This window comes from Streptococcus mitis (genome assembly GCF_000722765.2).
Lineage (GTDB): Bacteria > Bacillota > Bacilli > Lactobacillales > Streptococcaceae > Streptococcus > Streptococcus mitis_AQ.
Genome location: NZ_CP028415.1, coordinates 1,091,595 through 1,115,826, shown reverse-complemented (window position 1 = coordinate 1,115,826; position 24,232 = coordinate 1,091,595). Strand labels below are relative to the sequence as shown.

The 24,232-nt window shown below is 40.4% G+C and carries 22 protein-coding genes and 1 pseudogene; 16 read left to right on the top strand and 7 right to left on the bottom strand.

Annotated elements, in window-relative coordinates; translation table 11 throughout:
* Positions 1–59: 59 nt before the first annotated feature.
* The 3 genes from SK637_RS05790 (at position 60) to ffh (ending at position 2,443) form a co-directional block, all read left to right on the top strand.
* Positions 60–437 carry a YwiB family protein gene (locus tag SK637_RS05790; RefSeq protein ID WP_080710504.1) on the top strand — a complete coding sequence of 126 codons (378 nt, stop codon included), beginning with the start codon at positions 60–62 and terminating at the stop codon, positions 435–437.
* A gap of 90 nt (positions 438–527) precedes the next feature.
* Positions 528–860, top strand: coding sequence for a putative DNA-binding protein (locus SK637_RS05785; protein ID WP_033688924.1), 333 nt, complete (start codon positions 528–530; stop codon positions 858–860).
* 11 nt (positions 861–871) lie between these two features.
* Complete coding sequence (ffh, locus tag SK637_RS05780; protein WP_033688923.1) at positions 872–2,443, top strand: signal recognition particle protein; 1,572 nt, start codon at positions 872–874, stop codon at positions 2,441–2,443.
* 207 nt (positions 2,444–2,650) lie between these two features.
* On the opposite strand, the gene SK637_RS05770 is transcribed toward ffh, so the two are convergent.
* Positions 2,651–3,934, bottom strand: a complete 1,284-nt coding sequence (locus SK637_RS05770) for a uracil-xanthine permease family protein (protein ID WP_033689004.1) — start codon at positions 3,932–3,934, stop codon at positions 2,651–2,653.
* Between the two features lie 301 nt (positions 3,935–4,235).
* Entirely contained in the window at positions 4,236–4,949 is a 714-nt protein-coding gene (gene rsmG / locus SK637_RS05765) for a 16S rRNA (guanine(527)-N(7))-methyltransferase RsmG (RefSeq protein ID WP_033688922.1), read from the bottom strand.
* A gap of 93 nt (positions 4,950–5,042) precedes the next feature.
* Between rsmG and SK637_RS05760 the strand changes: the two genes are divergently transcribed.
* Both SK637_RS05760 and htpX read left to right on the top strand, forming a co-directional pair.
* Positions 5,043–5,603 carry a LemA family protein gene (locus SK637_RS05760; protein WP_033688921.1) on the top strand — a complete coding sequence of 187 codons (561 nt, stop codon included), beginning with the start codon at positions 5,043–5,045 and terminating at the stop codon, positions 5,601–5,603.
* Between the two features lies 1 nt (position 5,604).
* Positions 5,605–6,504 (top strand): zinc metalloprotease HtpX, encoded by a 900-nt coding sequence (htpX, locus tag SK637_RS05755; RefSeq protein WP_000895745.1) that lies wholly within the window; start codon positions 5,605–5,607, stop codon positions 6,502–6,504.
* A 151-nt stretch (positions 6,505–6,655) separates the two neighbouring features.
* Here htpX and SK637_RS05750 read toward each other — a convergent pair whose 3' ends face one another.
* Together SK637_RS05750 and SK637_RS05745 are read right to left on the bottom strand one after the other, a co-directional pair.
* Positions 6,656–8,182 (bottom strand): ATP-binding cassette domain-containing protein, encoded by a 1,527-nt coding sequence (locus SK637_RS05750; RefSeq protein WP_033688920.1) that lies wholly within the window; start codon positions 8,180–8,182, stop codon positions 6,656–6,658.
* A 363-nt stretch (positions 8,183–8,545) separates the two neighbouring features.
* Positions 8,546–8,875: pseudogene (locus tag SK637_RS05745) on the bottom strand (helicase BlpT).
* A 167-nt stretch (positions 8,876–9,042) separates the two neighbouring features.
* Between SK637_RS05745 and SK637_RS05740 the strand changes: the two are divergent.
* The 6 genes from SK637_RS05740 (at position 9,043) to carB (ending at position 16,394) form a co-directional block, all read left to right on the top strand.
* On the top strand, positions 9,043–9,585 hold the full coding sequence (locus SK637_RS05740; RefSeq protein WP_033688919.1) for a YceD family protein: 543 nt from the start codon (positions 9,043–9,045) through the stop codon (positions 9,583–9,585).
* On the top strand, positions 9,585–10,214 hold the full coding sequence (gene nth / locus SK637_RS05735; RefSeq protein ID WP_033681985.1) for an endonuclease III: 630 nt from the start codon (positions 9,585–9,587) through the stop codon (positions 10,212–10,214). Before SK637_RS05740 ends, nth begins: the two co-directional genes overlap by 1 nt.
* A 210-nt stretch (positions 10,215–10,424) precedes the next feature.
* Positions 10,425–10,946, top strand: a complete 522-nt coding sequence (gene pyrR, locus SK637_RS05730) for a bifunctional pyr operon transcriptional regulator/uracil phosphoribosyltransferase PyrR (protein ID WP_033688918.1) — start codon at positions 10,425–10,427, stop codon at positions 10,944–10,946.
* Between the two features lie 18 nt (positions 10,947–10,964).
* Positions 10,965–11,888: an aspartate carbamoyltransferase catalytic subunit gene (locus SK637_RS05725; protein ID WP_004260121.1), complete on the top strand. Its 924-nt coding sequence runs from the start codon at positions 10,965–10,967 to the stop codon at positions 11,886–11,888.
* A gap of 49 nt (positions 11,889–11,937) precedes the next feature.
* Positions 11,938–13,017 carry a carbamoyl phosphate synthase small subunit gene (locus SK637_RS05720; protein ID WP_033688917.1) on the top strand — a complete coding sequence of 360 codons (1,080 nt, stop codon included), beginning with the start codon at positions 11,938–11,940 and terminating at the stop codon, positions 13,015–13,017.
* Between the two features lie 200 nt (positions 13,018–13,217).
* Complete coding sequence (gene carB, locus SK637_RS05715) at positions 13,218–16,394, top strand: carbamoyl-phosphate synthase large subunit (protein WP_033688916.1); 3,177 nt, start codon at positions 13,218–13,220, stop codon at positions 16,392–16,394.
* 70 nt (positions 16,395–16,464) lie between these two features.
* Here the strand turns inward: carB and SK637_RS05710 are convergent, their stop codons facing one another.
* From SK637_RS05710 to tacF, 3 genes are read right to left on the bottom strand one after another with little or no spacing between them, the layout of a single operon-like run.
* Positions 16,465–17,274, bottom strand: a complete 810-nt coding sequence (locus SK637_RS05710) for a LicD family protein (protein WP_033688915.1) — start codon at positions 17,272–17,274, stop codon at positions 16,465–16,467.
* A gap of 1 nt (position 17,275) precedes the next feature.
* Entirely contained in the window at positions 17,276–18,079 is an 804-nt protein-coding gene (locus SK637_RS05705; RefSeq protein ID WP_033688914.1) for a LicD family protein, read from the bottom strand.
* 9 nt (positions 18,080–18,088) lie between these two features.
* The gene (gene tacF / locus SK637_RS05700) at positions 18,089–19,576 is read right to left on the bottom strand and encodes a type IV teichoic acid flippase TacF (RefSeq protein ID WP_033688913.1); all 1,488 of its coding nucleotides are present in this window, start codon (positions 19,574–19,576) and stop codon (positions 18,089–18,091) included.
* Positions 19,577–20,017: 441 nt separating this feature from the next.
* Between tacF and SK637_RS05690 the strand changes: the two genes are divergently transcribed.
* From SK637_RS05690 to SK637_RS05670, 5 genes are read left to right on the top strand one after another with little or no spacing between them, the layout of a single operon-like run.
* Complete coding sequence (locus tag SK637_RS05690) at positions 20,018–20,725, top strand: IspD/TarI family cytidylyltransferase (RefSeq protein ID WP_033688912.1); 708 nt, start codon at positions 20,018–20,020, stop codon at positions 20,723–20,725.
* Positions 20,726–20,729: 4 nt separating this feature from the next.
* Positions 20,730–21,752, top strand: a complete 1,023-nt coding sequence (locus SK637_RS05685; RefSeq protein WP_033688911.1) for a ribitol-5-phosphate dehydrogenase — start codon at positions 20,730–20,732, stop codon at positions 21,750–21,752.
* 16 nt (positions 21,753–21,768) lie between these two features.
* A complete protein-coding gene (locus SK637_RS05680) occupies positions 21,769–22,638 on the top strand; it encodes a phosphotransferase family protein (RefSeq protein WP_033688910.1) in 870 nt (289 codons plus the stop codon).
* Positions 22,628–23,506, top strand: a complete 879-nt coding sequence (locus SK637_RS05675; RefSeq protein ID WP_033688909.1) for a DMT family transporter — start codon at positions 22,628–22,630, stop codon at positions 23,504–23,506. Before SK637_RS05680 ends, SK637_RS05675 begins: the two co-directional genes overlap by 11 nt.
* Before the next feature lie 11 nt (positions 23,507–23,517).
* Entirely contained in the window at positions 23,518–24,207 is a 690-nt protein-coding gene (locus SK637_RS05670) for a sugar phosphate nucleotidyltransferase (protein ID WP_000643959.1), read from the top strand.
* Positions 24,208–24,232 lie beyond the last annotated feature (25 nt).

Sequence of the window (24,232 nt, the reverse complement as noted above, 5' to 3'; positions counted from 1 at the left end):
GCAAAAAGCTAGAGTTTTTGGTAAAATAGTAGGACAAGAGACAAGAAAGAGGACATGATGTGAAGATTCGGATGCGAAATACGATTCAGTTTGATAAGCAGTTGGAAGTGATTGACCAGCTTTATGACGTGGAAGTGCATGAAAAAGGAGATTATAGCTACCTGCTTTTTTATAATGAGGAAAAGGAAAAAGTGGTTATTAAATTCCATGGTCAAGAACTGGTGATGAGCCGTTTTTCCAATCCCAAGACCATTATGCGCTTTCTAAAGGATAGCGATAGTTTAGCCTACATTCCTACACCTATGGGCATGCAGGAGTTTATCATCCAAACGAGCCATTATCAAGTTGATGGGCAAAAGATTGAGCTAGCCTATCAACTACAAAATCAGGAGGGACATCCCTTTGCCAGCTATCAACTGGAAATTACTTGGGACTAGGCTCTTGTTTTTTTCAAATTTAGTTAGCTATCTTCTTGGATTGGCTCCCTAGTGTGGTAGATTAGGCTATTTTTTGGTATAATAAAAGTTATGGAAATTGAAAAAACCAATCGAATGAATGCGCTCTTTGAATTTTATGCGGCGCTTTTGACAGATAAACAAATGAATTATATCGAGCTCTACTACGCTGATGATTACAGCCTTGCTGAAATTGCCGAGGAATTTGGTGTCAGTCGTCAGGCTGTCTATGATAATATCAAGCGGACAGAAAAGATTCTGGAAGATTATGAGATGAAATTGCACATGTACTCGGACTACATTGTCCGCAGTCAGATTTTTGACCAGATTTTGGAGCGCTATCCAAAGGATGACTTTCTACAGAAGCAGATTGAAATTTTAACAAGCATTGATAATAGAGAATAAGAGGAAGAAAAATGGCATTTGAAAGTTTAACAGAACGTTTGCAGAACGTCTTTAAAAATTTACGTAAAAAAGGAAAAATCTCTGAGTCTGATGTTCAAGAGGCAACCAAAGAGATTCGCTTGGCCTTGCTTGAAGCCGACGTTGCCTTGCCTGTTGTAAAGGACTTTATCAAGAAAGTTCGTGAGCGTGCAGTCGGCCATGAGGTCATTGATACCCTTAATCCTGCGCAACAGATTATTAAAATCGTTGATGAGGAACTGACAGACGTTTTAGGTTCTGATACGGCTGAGATTATCAAGTCACCTAAGATTCCAACCATCATCATGATGGTTGGTTTACAGGGGGCTGGTAAAACAACTTTTGCCGGTAAATTGGCCAATAAACTCAAGAAGGAAGAAAATGCCCGTCCTTTGATGATTGCGGCGGATATTTACCGTCCTGCGGCTATCGACCAGTTGAAAACTCTGGGTCAACAAATCGATGTGCCTGTTTTTGCTCTTGGGACAGAGGTTCCAGCTGTGGAGATTGTTCGTCAAGGTTTGGAACAAGCCCAAGTTAATCATAATGACTATGTCTTGATTGATACGGCAGGTCGTTTGCAGATTGATGAGCTTTTGATGAATGAGCTTCGTGACGTGAAAGCACTGGCTCAACCAAACGAAATTCTGCTTGTCGTTGATGCCATGATTGGTCAAGAAGCGGCCAATGTTGCGCGTGAGTTTAATGCTCAGTTGGAAGTGACTGGGGTCATCCTTACCAAGATTGATGGCGATACTCGTGGTGGTGCGGCTCTGTCTGTTCGTCACATTACTGGAAAACCAATCAAGTTCACTGGTACAGGTGAAAAGATTACGGACATTGAAACCTTCCACCCAGATCGCATGTCTAGCCGTATCCTTGGCATGGGGGATATGCTCACTCTGATTGAGAAAGCTTCTCAGGAATACGATGAGCAAAAAGCCCTTGAAATGGCTGAGAAGATGCGTGAAAACACCTTTGATTTCAATGATTTCATTGATCAGTTGGATCAGGTACAAAACATGGGGCCAATGGAAGACTTGCTCAAGATGATTCCAGGTATGGCAAACAACCCAGCCCTTCAAAACATGAAGGTAGATGAGCGTCAGATTGCTCGTAAACGTGCCATTGTGTCTTCCATGACACCTGAAGAACGTGAAAACCCAGATTTGTTAAATCCAAGCCGTCGCCGTCGTATCGCAGCTGGTTCTGGAAATACCTTTGTCGAAGTCAATAAATTCATCAAGGACTTTAACCAGGCTAAACAGCTCATGCAGGGTGTTATGTCTGGGGATATGAACAAAATGATGAAGCAAATGGGAATCAATCCAAACAACCTTCCTAAAAATATGCCAAATATGGGAGGAATGGATATGTCTGCCCTTGAAGGAATGATGGGACGAGGTGGTATGCCTGACTTGTCAGCGCTTGGAGGAGCAGGAATGCCAGATATGAGCCAGATGTTTGGTGGCGGACTCAAGGGTAAAATCGGTGAATTTGCCATGAAACAGTCCATGAAACGCATGGCTAACAAAATGAAAAAAGCAAAGAAGAAACGCAAGTAAGACAAGGGAAGGCTGCAGGGCTTTCCTTTTTAGTTTTTAGAAAGAAAAAAATAAGCACTTCCGTAATTGGAAATGCTCGTTTTTTTGATGTATTTAGACTCTTATACTCAATGAAAATCAAAGAGCAAACTAGGAAACTAGCCGCAGGCTGTACTTGAGTACGGCAAGGCGACGTTGACGTGGTTTGAATTTGATTTTCGAAGAGTATTAGTCTTTATTTTCGTATGGCAAGATTAAGTTCAAGATGATTCCTGTCATGGCTGATAGGGCAGTACCTGAAAGGGTAACTGGACCAAGTTTAAGGATAGCTCCTCCAAGTCCAAGGACCAACATAGCACTTGCGATGATTAGGTTACGCATTTGACTGAAGTCTACACGTTCTTTGATCAAAACTTTCAAACCATTACTTGCGATAACTCCGTAGAGAAGGATTGACATACCACCAAGTACAGCATTTGGAATGGTTGAAATCAAGGCAGTGAATTTACCAAGGAAGCTGAGGGCAATCGCGATAAAGGCAGCGTTACGGATAACTGAGACAGAAGCGATACGAGTCATACCGATAACCCCTGTATTTTCTCCATAAGTTGTATTGGCTGGTCCACCAAGGAAGGCAGAAACTGAAGTTGCGATACCGTCACCAAGAAGAGTACGGTGAAGACCTGGTTCTTTCAAGAATTGACGGCCACAGATTTGACCCAAAACAGTATGGTCTCCGATATGTTCAGAAATTGTTACGATAGCGATTGGCAAGATAGCGATAGTTTCTGGACCAAAGTAAAGATTGTATTCTTTAAAGGCACCACCTGTGCTAAATGGCAAGTAGAAACCAGGAATTTCAAACCAGTTGGCTTTAAGAACTGGTGTAAAGTCAACCAAGCCAAGGGTTAGTGCGAAGAGGTAACCACCGATAATGGCAAAGAGGAATGGAATGATTCGTAGGAAGCCTTTTCCTTTTGTATTGATAAAGGCAGCAATCAAGAAAGTAACAACTGCTACAAGTGCATTTTTCCAATTTCCATCCGCTACAAGACCAGCGTTTGTAACAGCTGAACCTGCAAGTCCAAGACCGATAACGATGATCATAGGTCCGATGATGATTGGTGGCAAGAGTTTATCAATCCATTTTGTACCCGCAAAACGAACACCAGCAGCGACAAGCACATAGATAAAACCTGTAAGGATAACCCCTGTTTGGGCAGCTGATACATCCCCTCCTAGTTCCTTCATAGCTAGGGACATAGCTGTGATAAAGGCGAATGATGATCCTAGATAAACTGGAACTCTAAAACCAGTTGCGATCATGTAGATGAGTGTTCCAACACCTGAAGCAAAAAGGGCAACAGATACAGGCATTCCCAAAATCAAGGGTACCAAGATGGTCGCACCAAACATGGCGAAAACGTGTTGGAAGCTAAGGAGAATTCCTTTTCCAGCTGAAGGACGTTGGTCAACGTCTAGTAACAAATCAACAGTTGATTCTTGTTTCATATAAACCTCACTTTTGGGCATCAAAAAAGAGCCCATTATTTTACAGCAATAGGCCCTCAGAGTAAGACTTCTCTAAAATCTAGATTTTAGAGAGTTTCAAGTATTTCTGCGTCTTCGTCACCTCACGGGATGACATTAAAAACCTTTGCTTAGGATAGTATAGCAGAAAAAAATGATTTTGTAAATCATTTTTTCCCGAGCCTAGAAATAAGAGAGCGAGGTTGATTTTGTAAATCATTTTTTCCCGAGCCTGGAAATAAAGGAGCGAGGCTGACTCTGTAAATATTTTTTACTAAAAAATTTAAAGCGGGCGTTTGTTGGGCATGCCAGCCTTTCTTGGATATTTATTTGGTGTTTCTTTTTTCTTTTCCACCACTGTGATATAACGCGGATCTCCATTTGGTAGGGCGTAGTTGAGATTGTTTTCGACTTTACTGAAGAGGAGGTTGAGGGCATTCTTAGCTTCTAATAATTCCTCAGGCGCATTGCTAGCCTTGAGTGCCAATAGTTTTCCGCCAACTTTAAGGTAAGGAATGGTCAATTCAGACAAGACCTGCATGCGGGCAACCGCACGAGCTGTTACAAAATCATATTGAGCACGGAAGTTCTTGTCTTGGGCAAAATCTTCGGCACGTCCATGGTAGAAATGAACATCGTCTAAATCCAGTTCTTGAGACAAAAGTTGGAGGAAGTTGATGCGCTTATTGAGTGAATCAATGATGGTCACATCTAGCTTAGGATAGAGAATTTTCATCGGAAGACTAGGAAATCCTGCCCCAGCTCCAATATCAAGAAGTTTGATAGTTTCATTGGGAATCAAACCTTGCAGAATAGGCGCAATCGAATCGTAAAAATGTTTGAGATAAACTTCATCCTTGTCCGTAATGGCTGTTAAATTAATCTTTTCATTCCATTCGACCAAGAGTTCAAAATAACGTTCAAATTGTTTTTTTTGCTGGTCCGAAAGTGGAAGATTTTGTTCGGCAAGCAGGTTGTAAAATGTTTCTGGTTTCATAGTTATTTCCTTCTTTAGCATCATCTTATTTTACCACAATCATTAAAAATTTGATATACTGGTACTAATCTAAAAGTAGAAAGGACTTATATAATGACTTGGATTATTCTTGGAGTTATCGCTCTTATTGTTATTTTTGTGATTGTTAGCTATAACGGTTTGGTTAAGAATCGTATGCAAACAAAGGAGGCTTGGAGTCAGATTGATGTTCAGTTGAAACGTCGAAATGATCTCTTGCCAAACTTGATTGAGACTGTAAAAGGTTATGCCAAATATGAAGGTTCTACCCTTGAAAAGGTGGCAGAACTACGTAACCAAGTGGCAGCAGCGACTTCACCAGCAGAAGCTATGAAAGCTAGTGATGCCCTTACTCGTCAGATTTCAGGTATTTTTGCAGTTGCAGAAAGCTATCCAGATTTGAAAGCCAGTGCCAACTTTGTTAAATTGCAAGAGGAGTTGACCAATACAGAAAATAAAATTTCTTACTCTCGTCAACTCTACAACAGTGTTGTCAGCAACTACAATGTAAAATTAGAAACTTTCCCAAGCAATATTATCGCTGGAATGTTTGGATTTAAAGCAGCAGATTTCCTTCAAACACCAGAAGAGGAAAAGGCAGTCCCTAAAGTTGATTTTAGCGGTTTAGGTGACTAAAATGTTGTTTGATCAAATTGCAAGCAATAAACGAAAAACGTGGATTTTATTGCTGGTATTTTTCCTACTCTTAGCTCTTGTTGGCTATGCGGTTGGTTACCTCTTTATGCGTTCTGGGCTTGGTGGTTTGGTTATCGCATTGATTATCGGCTTTATCTATGCCTTGTCCATGATTTTTCAATCGACAGAGATTGTCATGTCCATGAATGGAGCGCGTGAGGTGGATGAGCAAATGGCACCAGACCTCTACCATGTAGTAGAAGATATGGCTATGGTGGCTCAGATTCCTATGCCCCGTGTTTTCATCATTGATGATCCAGCCTTAAATGCCTTTGCGACAGGTTCTAACCCTCAAAACGCAGCGGTTGCTGCGACTTCAGGTCTCCTAGCTATCATGAATCGTGAAGAACTAGAAGCTGTTATGGGACATGAAGTCAGTCATATTCGTAATTACGATATCCGCATTTCAACTATTGCCGTTGCCCTGGCCAGTGCTATCACCATGCTTTCTAGTATGGCAGGTCGTATGATGTGGTGGGGTGGCGCAGGTCGCAGACGAAGTGACGATGACCGAGATGGAAATGGTCTTGAAATCATTATGCTAGTGGTCTCCCTACTTGCAATTGTGCTGGCACCTCTCGCTGCAACCTTAGTGCAACTAGCTATTTCTCGTCAGAGGGAATTTCTAGCTGATGCTTCCAGTGTCGAGTTGACCCGCAATCCTCAAGGGATGATTAATGCCCTACGTAAGTTGGATAATAGTAAACCGATGAGTCGTCCTGTCGATGATGCCAGCAGTGCGCTTTATATCAATGATCCTAAGAAAGGTGGAGGGTTCCAAAAACTCTTTTATACCCACCCACCTATTTCAGAACGGATTGAACGTTTAAAACATATGTAAAATGAAGGCTGGGAAAAGTCTTTAAAATCTGAAAAACGCATAATATCAGGTGTGCAAAAAAACTTGATATTATGCGTTTTATTATGGGAAGATTTACTTTCTCTTCTCCTAAAATTGTGTTTTTGCCCCACCTATCTGCTATGTTTCAAATTTATAAATCTTCTAAGGTAACTACCTCCAAACCGTGTTCTGTCAAGCGATAGATAGTCGTACAGACCTCTTTTAAGAAACGACGGTCATGCGAAACAGTGATGATACCGCCTGGATAGGTTGCAAAGAGTTTTCTAATTTCGGGTTGAGAAGTAGGTGAAAAGTTTCGTGTGGGTTCATCTAGCAGGAGAAAGTTTGGTTTGCGCAAGACTAAATCCAAAAGCAGGAGTTTACCCTGTTGCCCGCCAGATAAGGAGCGAATTTGATGTTGCATCTCTGGATAACTAAAATTGAGACTGGCTAAGTGAGATTGGATTTTCTGTAGTTCCTCTTTTCGTCCAGTTTGGCTGAGATAAGCTAGTGGTGATAAATCCAATTGCAGTTTTTTGTGGTAATCTTGTGGCATAAAACCAAGCGAAATTTCTCTTTTGTCGCTGAGCAGTTGCTGCAACTTGGCTAACAGAGTTGATTTTCCAGCACCATTTGGCCCGATGATACCGATTTTATCTTGGCCACGGACCGTTAGTTGTAACTTCTGAGCTAAAATGCGCTCTCCAATGGACAAATTTTCTTTTTCCAGTTGGATTAAGACTTTAGAGGTCGGTAATGGTTGGATATCTGAAAAGAAAAGTTGGATTTGTTCCTCTTCAAGTGGCTTTTGGGTCATGGACTGAGCTTCCTTTTCAAAGCGTTTTTCTTGAGAGAGAACAGTTTTCATCTTTTTAGCCAATAGGCGACCGGCAGTACTATCTTTGGTAGCCCGAAGTGCAGTTTCTACATTTTGCTTGACTCGTCGATGTTTTTCCATGGTTTTATTGTAGGCTCTTTGGTCGTTAGCAGCTTGCTGGCTTTGTTTGGTAAAATTAGCCTTTCTCTGCTCACTATAGTGATCATAATCTAAATGCTCGACTAGTGTTTCTGCTTCTTTACGGTGCTTGACCAGTCGCAAGTGGACAATAGTGTCTGCCGTTTCAGAAAGAAAGTCTTCATCATGAGAAATGAAAATAACGGTTTGCCGAATCTTGCGAATCTGACCTTTTAGCCAATCAACCGTCTCAAGGTCCAGGTCATTTGAAGGTTCATCTAAAAATAGAATCTCAAAGGGTTTGGCTAACTCATGGATAAGCTGAATTTTCAAAGCTTCGCCACCCGAGAGGCTCTCGATATCTTGGTCACTAGCAAAGCGATCGCTATCAAAATGCAATTCCTCAGCCAAACGATAGAGGATACTGTAGTCTAAATCAGCAAAATCCAAAAAGAAGTAGTCGTGTAGACTTTTCTTTTTCAGCTCCTCGGGGAGTTTTTGAGGAATGTAAGCGAGTGACTGATGGTCAGACTGGATGTCTCCCTTTATAGTGAAATCAGGCAAAGCTTCCCCCATTAAAGTTTTAAGCAAGGTCGATTTGCCATTTCCTTCTTCGCCAATAATAGCTACCTTTTCCCCGTCTTGGATGGTCATGTTTAAGTCTGAGACAAGGTCTCGTAAATCTTTGTTTTGTGTGATGGTCAGGTGATTGATTTTTATCATATGATTGCCCTTTCTAGAATGTCAATAGTGCATAACAAAAAGCTCTACTTTATCTAGTAGAGCCCAAAGTCACTGTCAAAACTCTATTATCCTCGTTGAAAAACTCGTCAAACTAACTTGGAGTTGCCTAACCCAACCCAAGAGGAGCATAGCTTTCTAGTTTTTTGATTTTCATAGATGATAAAGTACTAGAAAATCTAGTACAAAAAGAGCACACCAAAAGAGACAAAAACAAGATCTACTAAATAAAGGTTATTTATTTGATAGATTAGTTGTTCATGTCTCCCTTACCTCCGAGTATTAGTACCTCTATCCTATACCTTTCAGGATATTTTGTCAACAGAAAACTGACAATTCTAATCTCTAAAATCCAAAAACAGGTCCATAAAGAGTTAGTACGTGTTTGACATGCTCGTAATGGAATTTATCATAGTTTCGCCAAGCAGTACGAGCTTGATCGTTCAGTTTTAGGCTCCCGAGACCTATCAGAAGACTGGTACGTTAGTAAAATTTTTCAAGGTCGATTAAAATACTGTTGTTCAACTTTTCCGCTTTTTGGAGTTCTTGCAGAGTAGCATTTAGCAGTTCTTGTAATCGAATATCATCTGCCCTACCCTGTTTGCAGCTTTGGAAACTTTTATTTAACTCGGATAGGAGTTGGGTTGCATTAGTAATGAGTTCTTTGTCTTCCATATGAGCATCCTCCTTGCTCTGATGTATTCTTGCCTATAGTATAGCACTAAAAAATAAAAATGTCGTAGTAAATATGTTAAAAATCGAAATTTAATTATAAAGTTTGCTGTGCTGATTTGTAGCCTTTTCATGGTATAATCAAGAGAGTAAATCTTTATGGAGGAAGTATGAAATTAAATATTCAAGAAATTCGTAAGCAGTCTGAAGGCTTGCATTTTGAACAAACCTTAGACCTAGCCGCAGACCTGCGTGCACGTAATCAAGAAATTTTAGATGTAAAAGATATCCTTGCAGTTGGAAAAGTACAGTACGAAGACCGTATGTATTTCTTAGATTATCAGTTGTCTTATACCATTGTCCTTGCTTCCAGTCGTAGTATGGAGCCAGTTGAGTTGGCTGAATCTTATCCAGTAACGGAAGTTTTCATGGAAGGCGCAACCAACCAGCTAGATCAAGAAGTTTTAGACGATGATTTGGTCTTGCCTATCGAAAATGGAGAACTAGACCTTGCTGAGAGCGTATCAGACAATATCCTGCTGAACATTCCTATCAAGGTTTTGACGGCTGAAGAAGAAGCTGGTCAAGGATTTGTTTCAGGAAATGACTGGCAAATCATGACAGAGGAAGAATACCAAGCTCAACAAGCAGTTAAGAAAGAAGTAAACAGTCCTTTTGCTGGCTTACAAGGACTATTTGATGGAGACAAATAATGGTCTTGTCAAAAAAACGAGCACGAAAGGTGCTAGAAGAAATCATTGCTCTTTTTCCAGATGCCAAGCCCAGTCTTGATTTCACCAATCATTTTGAACTCTTGGTTGCGGTCATGTTGTCAGCGCAGACGACGGATGCAGCGGTAAATAAGGCCACACCAGGTCTCTTTGCTGCCTTTCCAACGCCACAAGCCATGTCTGTTGCGACAGAGGGTGAGATTGCCTCACACATTTCTCGCCTGGGACTGTATCGGAATAAGGCTAAATTCCTTAAAAAATGTGCCCAACAGTTACTAGATGATTTTGATGGACAAGTTCCTCAAACACGTGAGGAATTGGAGAGTTTGGCAGGTGTTGGTCGCAAGACAGCCAATGTTGTTATGAGTGTGGGCTTTGGAATTCCAGCCTTTGCAGTAGACACTCATGTGGAGCGTATTTGTAAACACCACGATATTGTCAAAAAATCAGCGACACCTCTTGAGGTGGAAAAGCGGGTCATGGATATCTTGCCACCGGAGCAGTGGTTAGCTGCCCATCAGGCTATGATTTATTTTGGAAGAGCTATTTGTCATCCTAAAAATCCAGAGTGTGACCAGTACCCACAGTTATATGATTTTAGCAATTTGTAAGATGCTACATTGAAAGTTTTTGCTTGATTTTAAGCGTGCTTTGTGCTATAGTATTTGATAACTAAATATTCCTTTAAACCTGTCCCGTGAGGCAGGCAAGGAGCGTGATAAAGTAGAAGGGTGAAGTCTATACTATTTGTAGTAGGGCTCGCTTAGCTATACATTTCAAGTCTCCTTGTTTAAGGAGACTTTTCTTTTTGGAGGTTTGTCATGAAGACAAAAGAAGTTGTAGACGAATTGACCGTCAAACGAGCGATTACTCGTATTACTTATGAGATTATCGAACGCAACAAAGATTTGAATAAAATCGTCTTGGCTGGTATTAAAACTCGTGGTGTCTTTATCGCCCACCGTATCCAAGAACGTTTGGAGCAACTAGAAAATCTTTCAGTTCCTGTTGTGGAATTGGATACAAAACCTTTCCGTGATGATGTTAAAAGTGGAGAAGATACTTCTTTGATTTCTGTTGATGTGACAGGCCGTGAAGTTATCTTGGTGGATGATGTGCTTTATACAGGTCGTACCATCCGCGCTGCTATTGATAATATTGTCGGTCATGGTCGTCCTGCGCGCGTGAGTTTAGCAGTTCTAGTAGATCGTGGACATAGAGAATTGCCAATCCGTCCAGATTACGTTGGAAAAAATATCCCAACTAGTCGTTCTGAAGAAATCATCGTAGAGATGACAGAACTTGATGGCCAAGACAGAGTTCTGATTACTGAAGAAGCTTAGAAAGCTAAAGGAGTAGCCATGTCAGAAAATCAACAAGCATTGAACCATGTGGTGTCCATGGAAGACCTCACTGTCGATCAAGTGATGAAATTGATCAAGCGAGGAATTGAGTTTAAAAATGGAGCCCAACTTCCTTATGAAGACCATCCGATTGTTTCCAATCTTTTCTTTGAGGATTCTACACGGACGCATAAGTCCTTTGAAGTGGCAGAGATTAAACTGGGGCTGGAACGACTTGACTTTGATGTGAAAACTAGTTCGGTTAACAAGGGTGAGACACTTTATGATACCATCCTGACTCTGTCTGCTTTAGGAGTGGATGTCTGTGTGATTCGCCACCCAGAGGTTGACTACTACAGAGAGTTAATTGCTAGTCCCACGATTACGACTTCCATCATCAATGGTGGAGATGGTTCGGGCCAACACCCTAGCCAGAGCTTGCTTGATTTGATGACCATTTATGAGGAATTTGGCCACTTTGAGGGGCTTAAGGTTGCTATTGCAGGTGACTTGGACCACTCACGCGTTGCCAAATCCAATATGCAGATTTTGAAACGCTTGGGAGCTGAACTTTACTTTGCTGGACCTGAGGAATGGAGAAGTCAAGAGTTTGCAGATTATGGACAGTTTGTAACCATTGATGAAATAATTGATCAGGTGGATGTCATGATGTTTCTCCGTGTGCAACATGAACGCCATGATAGTGGTGCAGTGTTTTCAAAAGAAGACTACCATGCCCAACATGGCTTGACTCAAGAACGTTACGATCGTTTGAAAGAAACAGCAATCCTTATGCACCCAGCTCCAGTCAATCGTGATGTAGAAATTGCAGATCACTTGGTTGAAGCACCAAAATCACGGATTGTCCAACAAATGACCAATGGTGTCTTTGTTCGAATGGCAATCTTAGAATCCGTATTGGCGAGTAGAAACGCCAACTAAAACACAAGACGTTAAAAGACGCCAGTGAGCGTCCACGAGAGGTGAAAATATGACAAAAAGACTTCTATTATTAGAAGATGGAACAGTTTTTGAAGGCAAGGCCTTCGGAGCAGATATTGATGTAACAGGCGAAATCGTCTTTAATACAGGCATGACCGGCTACCAAGAATCCATTACAGACCAGTCTTATAATGGACAAATCTTGACCTTTACTTATCCTTTGGTAGGAAATTATGGAATTAACCGTGATGATTACGAATCCATTATTCCAACTTGTAAGGGAGTCGTTGTTTTCGAAGAAGCACGTAGAGCTAGCAACTGGCGCAACCAAATGACGCTGGATGAATTTTTGAAAGCCAAGAAAATTCCAGGTATTTCAGGAATTGATACACGTGCTCTTACCAAGATTATCCGTAAGCATGGTACCATGCGTGCAACCTTGACCCATGTTGGGGACAGCATGGACCATGTGACGGACCAGCTCCAAGCAACAGTTTTGCCGACAGATAATATCAAGCAGGTTTCTACTAAAACTTCCTATCCAGCTCCAGGAGTTGGTTTGAGTGTAGTGCTAGTGGATTTTGGTCTCAAGCACTCAATTCTACGTGAACTTTCTAAACGCAACTGTAACGTGACAGTTGTTCCTTATTCGACAACGGCTGAAGAAATTCTTCATCTCAATCCTGACGGAGTGATGTTGTCAAATGGTCCTGGGAATCCAGAAGATGTTCCGGCTGCACTAGATATGATTCGTGGTGTGCAAGGAAAAATTCCAATCTTTGGTATTTGTATGGGGCATCAACTCTTTGCAATGGCAAATGGTGCTAAGACCTATAAGATGAAATTTGGACACCGTGGATTCAACCATGCGGTACGCGAAATTGCTACAGGACGTGTGGATTTTACAAGTCAAAACCATGGTTATGCAGTTAGCCGTGAGGATTTGCCAGAGCACTTGATCATCACCCACGAAGAAATCAATGACAAGTCAGTTGAAGGTGTGCGTCACAGATACCAACCTGCTTTCTCTGTTCAATACCACCCAGACGCAGCCCCTGGTCCACACGACGCCAGCTACCTATTTGACGAGTTTATCGAGATGATGGAAGCTTTTAAACAATCAAACTAAGAACGAGTAAAAGCTCGTCGGAGAATTTATTTAATGGCAACCTGAGAGTTGCCGAATAGAAAGGAGAAGATACATTGTTCGCGGAAGTGAACAAGCCCTAAGAACTGTGTGAAAAAGATAAACATCGTCTTGACGCTGAAGGCGTCTGCACCGAGTTTCCTATTTTCACTGTGTTCTTTACGGGCTTTGTATCATAAACTATGCCTAAACGTACTGATATTCAAAAAATTATGGTGATTGGTTCTGGTCCGATTATTATTGGTCAGGCTGCTGAGTTTGACTACGCTGGGACCCAGGCTTGCTTGTCTTTGAAAGAGGAAGGTTATGAGGTTGTCTTGGTTAACTCAAATCCTGCAACTATCATGACGGACAAGGAAATTGCTGATAAGGTTTATATTGAACCAATTACACTTGAGTTTGTGACACGTATTCTTCGTAAGGAGCGTCCAGATGCCTTGCTACCAACACTCGGTGGTCAGACAGGTCTCAACATGGCCATGGAATTATCTAAAAATGGTATCCTTGATGAGCTTGGTGTTGAACTTCTGGGTACCAAATTATCTGCCATCGACCAAGCGGAGGACCGTGACCTCTTTAAACAATTGATGGAAGAGCTCAACCAACCCATTCCAGAATCTGAAATTGTTAACACAGTAGAAGAAGCAGTTGCCTTTGCGGTGACAATTGGATACCCAGTCATCGTCCGTCCAGCCTTTACTCTTGGTGGTACTGGTGGTGGTATGTGTGCCAACGAGGAAGAATTGCGCGAGATCGCTGAAAATGGTCTGAAGTTGTCACCTGTTACCCAATGTTTGATTGAGCGTTCAATTGCAGGTTTCAAGGAAATAGAATACGAAGTGATGCGTGACTCAGCTGACAATGCTTTGGTTGTTTGTAACATGGAAAACTTTGACCCAGTTGGGATTCACACAGGGGATTCCATCGTATTTGCCCCTGCGCAAACCATGTCAGACTATGAAAACCAAATGCTTCGTGACGCAAGCTTGAGCATTATTCGTGCCCTCAAGATTGAAGGGGGATGTAATGTTCAGCTGGCCCTTGATCCACACAGTTTCAAGTATTATGTCATCGAAGTAAACCCTCGTGTATCACGTTCGTCAGCACTTGCTTCTAAGGCGACAGGTTACCCAATTGCTAAGTTGGCTGCTAAGATTGCAGTAGGTTTGACCTTGGATGAGGTTATTAACCCCGTTACGGGTTCAACCTATGCCATGTTTGAGCCTGCCCTTGACTACGTGGTTGCCAAGATTCCTCGTTTCCCATTTGACAAGTTTGAAAAAGGTGAACGCCGTCTTGGTACTCAGATGAAGGCCACTGGAGAAGTCATGGCAATCGGTCGTAACATTGAAGAATCTCTTCTTAAGGCTTGTCGCTCCCTTGAAATTGGGGTGCATCACAATGAAATGCCTGAACTTTCAGCAGTTTCTGATGATGCCTTGATTGAAAAGGTTGTGAAAGCCCAAGACGACCGTCTCTTCTATGTATCAGAAGCTATTCGTCGTGGTTATACACCTGAAGAGATAGCTGAATTGACCAAGATTGATATCTTCTATCTTGATAAACTCCTACACATCTTTGAAATTGAGCAAGAATTAGGTGCCCATCCACAAGATCTAGAAGTTTTGAAAACTGCAAAATTGAATGGATTTTCAGACCGTAAGATTGCTGAACTTTGGGAAACGACTGCAGACCAAGTTCGCCAGCTTCGTTTGGAAAACAAGATTGTCCCAGTCTACAAGATGGTCGATACTTGTGCGGCGGAGTTTGACTCTGAAACACCATATTTCTATTCAACCTATGGTTGGGAAAATGAGTCTATCAAGTCTGATAAGGAATCTGTACTTGTACTAGGTTCAGGTCCAATCCGTATCGGTCAGGGCGTTGAGTTTGACTACGCAACTGTTCACTCGGTTAAGGCTATCCAGGGTGCTGGCTACGAAGCCATCATCATGAACTCAAACCCAGAGACCGTTTCTACAGACTTCTCTGTATCAGATAAGCTTTACTTTGAGCCATTGACATTCGAAGATGTTATGAACGTCATTGACTTGGAGCAACCAAAAGGGGTTATCGTTCAGTTTGGTGGTCAAACAGCCATCAACCTTGCGGAGCCATTGGCAAAAGCGGGTGTTACCATCCTTGGTACACAGGTTGCTGACCTAGACCGTGCCGAAGACCGCGACCTCTTCGAGCAAGCTCTTAAAGATTTGGATATTCCACAGCCACCAGGACAAACGGCTACCAATGAAGAAGAAGCAGTGCTTGCAGCTCGCAAGATTGGCTTCCCAGTCCTCGTTCGCCCATCTTATGTCTTGGGTGGTCGTGCTATGGAAATCGTTGAAAACGAAGAAGACCTTCGTTCTTACATGCGAACTGCTGTTAAGGCTAGTCCAGACCACCCAGTTCTTGTTGACTCTTACATCGTTGGGCAAGAGTGCGAAGTTGATGCTATTTCAGACGGAGAAAATGTCCTCATCCCTGGTATTATGGAGCATATCGAACGAGCTGGTGTTCACTCAGGTGACTCAATGGCCGTTTACCCACCACAAACCTTGTCGCAAAAGGTGCAAGAAACAATCGCAGACTATACTAAACGCCTAGCAATTGGTCTTAACTGCCTTGGAATGATGAACATCCAGTTTGTTATCAAGGATGAAAAAGTCTACGTTATTGAGGTCAATCCACGTGCTAGCCGTACGGTGCCATTCCTTTCTAAGGTAACCAATATCCCTATGGCTCAGGTAGCAACCAAGCTTATTCTTGGTCAAAACCTTGAAGAACTTGGTTACCAAGATGGACTTTACCCTGAAAGTACTCGCGTTCATATCAAGGCACCTGTCTTCTCCTTCACAAAACTAGCTAAGGTAGACAGCTTGCTCGGTCCTGAAATGAAGTCAACAGGGGAAGTTATGGGTTCTGATACGACTTTGGAAAAAGCACTCTATAAGGCCTTTGAAGCTTCTTACTTACACTTGCCAACTTTTGGTAACGTTGTATTTACTATCGCAGATGATGCCAAAGAAGAAGCTCTAGATTTGGCTCGTCGTTTCCACAATATTGGCTATGGAATCCTCGCGACAGAAGGGACAGCAGCCTTCTTTGCCAGTCATGGATTGCAAGCCCAACCTGTTGGTAAGATTGGTGATGACAATAAAGATATCCCAAGTTTTGTTCGTAAAGGAAGAATTCAAGCTATCATTAACACAGTTGGAACAAAACGAACTGCAGACGAAGATGGTGAGCAGATTCGCCGTTCAGCTATTGAACACGGGGTGCCCCTATTCACAGCCATAGATACAGCTAACGCCATGCTCAAAGTATTGGAAAGCCGTAGTTTTGTCACAGAAGCAATTTAAATAGAAAAAAGAGAAGGTGTAACGATCTTCTCTTTTTTTGTTATATTTTTTCTTGTAAACTACTGCTTAATCAGCTTTTGCGATAAGCTTTAATACTGTGGCTATACCACTCTTGCATTTCTTTTGATGGTGGTGTCATATAATCCCCATACATCTGGGTTAAAAATTGATCATATTTTTTAGGGACGGGCAACATACGGCCTTCAAACTCAGTTAAAATCAGTTCTTTAAAGGTGTCAATTGGGAAGACTTCTTTCATTCCTTCTTTACCAATACCAATTCCTCCCTCATATTGAGGAGTGTTGGTTGCAGCATTTTTGACTAGCTGATCAATTTTCTTGTAAAAGTAACGGGGATTGACCAATCGGAGAGCGTACCAGCTACATAATCTTAGAAAGTCTTTTAACTTGCTATCACCGTGAACTGCACGTGATTTTTTGATATAAGCTAGTTGACGAAGGGCTACATACTTATAACTCTTGTCGACAATGCTCAAGTCTGTAAAGCGATCAATTGGGAAGACATCGATAAAGAGACTGGTGTCATGACGCTTGTACTTAACATGGTCTTCGATAACAGTAGAAGTATCCAAAATCGATGCGAAATTATGGAAGTACCAAGAAGAAGTGTCGTAGGAGAGAACCTTATAACGTGGATGGTTTTCTTCCTCAATAATCTTCAATAAGCGCTCATAATCTTCACGATAGAGAGAAATATCAATATCATCATCCCATGGAATCATACCTTTGTGGCGGATAGCTCCAAGCATGGTTCCATAACTTAGAAAATAAGGAATATCATGTTTCTTACAAGTCTCATCAATATAGTCTAGCAGGGCTAGTTGAATTTCTTTAATTTCTTCTTTTTCTAAATATTGCATCCTAATCCTCCAATTTATAAGCGTGAAATTCATGACTGTAGAAGCGTTTTTCTTCTGGTGGTAGGGTCATATAATCTCCATAAAATTGTGTCAAAATAGTATCAAATTTTTCAGGTGCTGGAAGGCTTAAATTTTCAAAGGGTAAATCAATTGTTTTATCAAAGGTACCACTTGGGAATACTTCCTTTTCCTTAAATTTAGAAGGGATAAAGGCCATATACTGACCATTCTCACGACTATATTTTTGAATTTCTTTCTCGATTTTATGTGCGAAATAACGAGGAGAAACCGGTCGAAGGAGCAACCAAAAGGCTGTTCGTATCCAATCTTTTAAGAGGCTATCCTTATAGACAATATTTTTGTGTTTACTGAAAGACAGAAGTTTGAAGCTTTCCAGTTTATAACAAGTATCAATGACCTTAGGATCATCAAAGCGATCCATAGGGAAAATATCGATAAAAACACCAGAATCATAGGTTTTTGTATTTCGAGTATCAATGATTTTGGTCGTACTGTCGGTTATTTTGATAAAGTTGTTAAAGTAGTTCTTATCAGTTTCTAAGGATAGGAGCTTATATTTGCTTTTTTCCTTTTGAAAAATGTTTATAAATCGTTGGTAGTCTTCTCGAGGCATGGACAGATCAATATCGTCGTCCCAAGGGATAAAGCCCTCATGTCGAACTGCCCCAATCAGAGTACCGTAGTTAATAATATAGTTGATATTGTGCTTTTTACAGAGAGTATCAATATAATCCAAAATTTCTAATTCAATTTGTTTGGCATCTTCAATGGTTAGTTGTTTCATTCTAAACTCCTATGATTTTTTGAATTTATTTTTTAAGGCTAGGACATGGTTTAAAAATTCATAGAAAATGCTATCTTTGGTGAAGGCAAGTAGACCAATATAAGAGATGGCTGATAGCAAGACAATCAAACCAGTATTAATCAAAAATGGCAAATTAATGACCATATCCACAGGATACAAGAAATTAATCAGGAAATAAATTCCTACAAAGGAAAGTGAAAAGAGCGAGTATCGAACAGTATAGCTAAAGATATGTCCTAAGTGGATGAGTTGTTTTCTATGGATGAAAATGATATAGAAAACAAGTAGAGAGGCCTCTGATAGCATAGTTGTCAGTAAGTAGTATTCAGGAGCCACGATATTGTTGAAAAAGAGGAGACTATTTAAACCCAAATTGAGTAGCCCAGCAAAGACTGTGTAAACTGTGATACGTTTTTCATAGCCATTTGTAAAGAGAATTTGGGAACCAAGAATGGTATCTAGTGCTAGGATAATCGTACGAAAAGCGAAGAGAGAGGTTAAGATACCGCCTCCGATATATTTTTCACTACCGTAAAGTAGGATGGCATTTGGTCCTAAAACCATGAGTCCGAAACTGAGTGGAATGATAAAGAAATTAAAGATTCGACTGCCTCTGTTAACAAGTGCGACATAAGCTTTCTTATCGCCTTTTCCTAGATAGTAACTAAGACGTGGCACACTTACTCCGATAGCTCCTGTTACAACACCAGCTATAACGGTCACAATTCGTTGAGCCATGGTATAGTAACTAACGTTAACATCAATCCCTGTTTTAACGAGGAAGAGACGATCCAAAAAAGTGAAGAGCATATTGGCATTGGCAAAGACCAACATGGCTGTTAGAGGGAGAAAGAGCGGTTTAAAATCACTTAGGTGAATCTTAACAAGCTTAATGTCTCTTTTAATCCAAAAATAACTTATTAGGTAGTTAATTAGTGTCGATAAACTCATCACCAGTGTATAGACAACAATATCGTGCTCATTTTTGACAAACAGGAAAATAGAGACCAGCATCAGGATACGGATAAAGGCAGTCTTGTAAAAGAGAAAACTGTAATTTTCCAGAGCTTCATTAACCCATTCGATTGAAAAAATCTGGGCAATGAGTTGAATCCCCATAACAAGGTAGACTTTTTTGACGATTGGATTATCTGTAAAGAAGAGGGGATAGGCTAGGATATAGACAGCGGTGGTCAAAATCGTACAAGCTATGCACAAATAAAAAAGACTGGAGAAGGTTCTATTCAGATCTTTTTTGTTATCCTTGACATTACTGATGGCCCGTAAACCGTAGTTATAGACCCCATAAGTCGCAAAGGGTAAGAAAAATGACAAAATAGTGTCAACTGAGTTGAAGTAACCATAGTCAGTTCGGTCCAAGACACGCGCGACGTAGGTACCAGTTAAGATGGGAAAAATAATATTCAAGACACGAATTCCCATATAAGATAGAGCATTTAATTTTATACTTTTCATTCAATTTACCTCATTTTTCATTATATCATAAAGTCAGCTAATAAGAAATGAAGGGCAGTAATACTCTTCGAAAATCAAATTCAAACCACGTCAGCGTCGCCTTACCGTACTCAAGTACAGCTTACGGCTAGCTTCCTAGTTTGCTTTTTGATTTTCATTGAGTATAAGTCAAGTAATCACTTTGAAGTTTCAAATCTTAATTTTAAGTTTTCTTTAAGGAAAGTATATTATTCTGAAGAACTCTAAAATTTCACAGCCATTTATTAGTAATTGCTACAGAATTCCTGGTTATTATTAGAAATGGTCTAGATTATTTGAATAATAGAGCTGCTTAATTCCTCCTATTCTAGAACGGGAGGTTCGGTATTTCTTTCATAATAGGACTAGATTGTGGTATAATAGAGAGAATAAGTTTTTTTAGTAAGACAAAGGAGAAAATAGATGATTTATGCAGGAATTCTTGCTGGTGGAACTGGCACACGCATGGGGATCAGTAACTTGCCAAAACAATTTTTAGAGCTAGGTGATCGACCTATTTTGATTCATACAATTGAAAAATTTGTCTTGGAACCAAGCATTGAAAAAATTGTAGTTGGGGTTCATGGAGACTGGGTTTCCCATGCAGAGGATCTTGTAGATAAATATCTACCTCTTCATAAGGAACGTATCATCATTACAAAAGGTGGTGCTGACCGCAATACAAGTATTGAGAAAATCATTGAAGCCATTGATGCTTATCGTCCGCTTACTCCAGAGGATATCGTTATTACCCACGATTCTGTTCGCCCATTTATTACGCTTCGCATGATTCAGGACAATATCCAACTTGCTCAAAATCATGACGCAGTGGACACAGTGGTAGAAGCTGTTGATACTATCGTTGAAAGTACTAACGGTCAATTCATTACAGATATTCCAAATCGTGCTCACCTCTATCAAGGACAAACACCTCAAACATTCCGTTGCAAGGACTTCATGGATCTTTATGGCTCTCTTTCTGTTGAAGAGAAGGAAATCTTAACAGATGCATGTAAAATCTTTGTCATTAAAGGAAAAGATGTGGCCTTGGCTAAGGGCGAATACTCAAACCTAAAAATCACAACAGTGACAGATTTGAAGATTGCAAAAAGTATGATTGAGAAAGACTAGTGATATGATTAATCAAATTTATCAACTGACTAAGCCCAAGTTTATCAATGTCAAATATCAGGAAGAGGTTATTGACCAAGAGAATCATATCCTCATCCGTCCCAACTACATGGCTGTCTGTCATGCGGATCAGCGTTACTACCAGGGAAAACGTGATCCCAAGATTTTGAATAAAAAGCTTCCAATGGCAATGATTCACGAGTCATGTGGAACCGTTATTTCTGACCCGACGGGAACCTACGAGGTTGGGCAAAAAGTTGTCATGATTCCCAATCAGCCTCCTATGCAGAGTGATGAAGAATTCTATGAAAACTACATGACAGGGACTCATTTCTTGTCTAGTGGATTTGATGGCTTTATGAGAGAGTTTGTTTCTCTCCCTAAAGATCGTGTGGTGGCTTATGATGCTATCGAAGATACGGTTGCAGCCATTACAGAGTTTGTCAGTGTCGGCATGCACGCTATGAATCGTCTATTGACCCTTGCTCATAGCAAGCGGGACCGAATCGCTGTTATCGGAGATGGAAGTTTAGCTTTTGTAGTTGCTAATATTATCAACTATACTTTGCCAGAAGCAGAGATTGTGGTTATTGGTCGTCATTGGGAAAAGTTGGAACTCTTCTCTTTTGCTAAGGAATGCTATATTACTGATAATATTCCTGAAGATTTGGCCTTTGACCATGCTTTTGAGTGTTGTGGTGGTGATGGTACTGGACCAGCTATTAATGACCTGATTCGCTACATTCGTCCTCAGGGAACGATTCTCATGATGGGCGTTAGCGAGTATAAAGTCAATCTCAATACACGCGATGCCTTAGAAAAAGGCTTGCTCTTGGTTGGTTCCTCTCGTTCTGGTCGCATTGATTTTGAAAATGCAATCCAAATGATGGAAGTCAAGAAATTTGCAAATCGTCTTAAAAATATCCTTTATCTAGAAGAACCTGTAAGAGAAATTAAAGATATTCACCGTGTCTTTGCGACCGATTTAAACACAGCCTTTAAAACAGTGTTTAAGTGGGAAGTATAAGTCCTGGAGGTTAATTGTGGAGAAAATCATTAAAGAAAAAATTTCTTCCTTACTTAGTGAAGAAGAGGAAGTCCTCAGTGTTGAACAACTGGGGGGAATGACCAATCAAAACTATTTGGTCAAAACAACAAATAAGCAATACATTGTTAAGTTATTTGGTAAAGGGACTGAAAAACTGATCAATCGTCAAGATGAAAAGTACAATCTTGAATTACTTAAAGATTTAGACCTAGATGTCAAAAATTATCTTTTTGATATTGAAGCTGGTATCAAAGTAAATGAGTATATCGAATCTGCGATTACGCTGGATTCAACGTCAATCAAGACCAAATTTGATAAAATTGCTCCAATTTTACAAACTATCCATGCATCTGGAAAGGAATTAAGGGGAGAATTTGCTCCTTTTGAAGAAATCAAAAAATACGAATCTTTGATTGAGGAAAAAATCCCTTATGCCAACTATGAAGCTGTTCGAGAAGAAGTCTTCTCCTTAGAGAAAAGACTGGCTGACTTAGGTGTTGACAGAAAATCTTGTCATATCGATTTGGTGCCTGAAAACTTTATCGAATCACCTCAAGGACGACTTTATTTGATTGACTGGGAATATTCATCAATGAACGATCCAATGTGGGATTTGGCTGCCCTCTTTTTAGAGTCTGAATTCACTCATCAAGAGGAAGAAGCTTTCTTATCTCACTATGAGAGTGAGCGAACACCTGTCTCTCGAGAAAAGATTGCCATTTATAAAATTTTACAAGATACTATTTGGAGTCTATGGACTGTCTATAAGGAAGAGCAAGGTGCAGATTTTGGTGACTATGGTGTGAATCGTTACCAAAGAGCTGTTAAAGGTCTGGCTAATTATGGAGGTTCATATGAAAAATAAAAATGGAGTTTCCTTTGGTCTACTCTCAGGTGTTTTCTGGGGTTTAGGTCTAACGATTAGTGCTTATATCTTTTCGATTTTTACAGATTTGTCGCCCTTTGTGGTAGCCGCTGCTCATGATTTCTTGAGTATCTTTATCTTACTAGCTTTTCTCTTGGTAAAAGAAGGAAAAGTTCGTCTCTCAATTTTCTTAAATATTCGTAATGTCAGTGTTATCATCGGAGCCTTGCTAGCAGGCCCTATAGGTATGCAGGCCAATCTTTATGCGGTTAAGTATATCGGAAGTTCCTTAGCTTCATCAGTATCGGCTATTTATCCTGCGATTTCAGTTTTATTGGCTTTCTTCTTTTTGAAGCACAAGATTTCGAAAAATACTGTATTCGGCATTGTCTTGATTATTGGAGGGATAATTGCTCAGACCTATAAGGTTGAACAGGTCAATTCCTTCTACATTGGGATTCTCTGTGCTTTGGTTTGTGCCATTGCATGGGGAAGTGAGAGTGTCCTTAGCTCTTTTGCCATGGAAAGTGAATTGAGTGAAATCGAAGCCCTCTTAATCCGTCAAGTGACTTCATTTTTGTCCTATCTTGTGATTGTGCTCTTCTCTCATCAGTCATTTGCAGAAGTGGCCAATGGACAATTGCTAGGTCTTATGATTGTCTTTGCAGCCTTTGATATGATTTCTTACTTGGCTTATTATATCGCTATCAATCGCTTGCAACCAGCCAAGGCTACAGGCTTGAACGTGAGTTATGTAGTTTGGACTGTCTTGTTTGCAGCTCTCTTCTTGGGAACAGCACTAGATATGCTGACAATTATTACGTCACTTGTCGTCATTGCTGGAGTTTATATTATTATTAAAGAATAAAGGAGATTCGTGTGAAAGCCATCATCTTAGCAGCGGGATTGGGAACTCGCTTGCGTCCTATGACTGAAAATACCCCTAAAGCCTTGGTTCAGGTTAATCAAAAACCCTTGATTGAATACCAGATTGAGTTTCTCAAAGAAAAAGGAATCCATGATATCATCATCATTGTTGGTTATCTTAAAGAACAATTCGATTATTTAAAAGAGAAATACGGAGTTCGACTCGTTTTCAATGATAAATACGCTGACTACAATAACTTTTACTCTCTCTATCTTGTAAAAGAAGAGTTGGCCAACAGCTATGTTATTGATGCAGATAACTATCTCTTCAAAAATATGTTCCGCAATGATTTGACACGTTCTACTTATTTTAGTGTTTATCGTGAAGATTGTACCAACGAATGGTTCTTGGTCTATGGAGATGACTATAAGGTTCAAGACATTACTGTTGATAGTAAGGCAGGCCGCATCCTTAGTGGTGTATCCTTCTGGGACGCTCCAACTGCAGAAAAGATTGTCAGCTTTATCGATAAGGCTTATGCAAGTGGTGAATTTGTTGATCTCTACTGGGACAATATGGTTAAGGATAATATCAAAGAGCTGGATGTCTATGTTGAAGAATTAGAAGGCAACAGCATCTATGAGATCGATAGTGTCCAAGATTATCATAAATTAGAAGAAATTCTTAAAAACGAAAATTAAAGATTCCAACATCTGGCTAAAATAG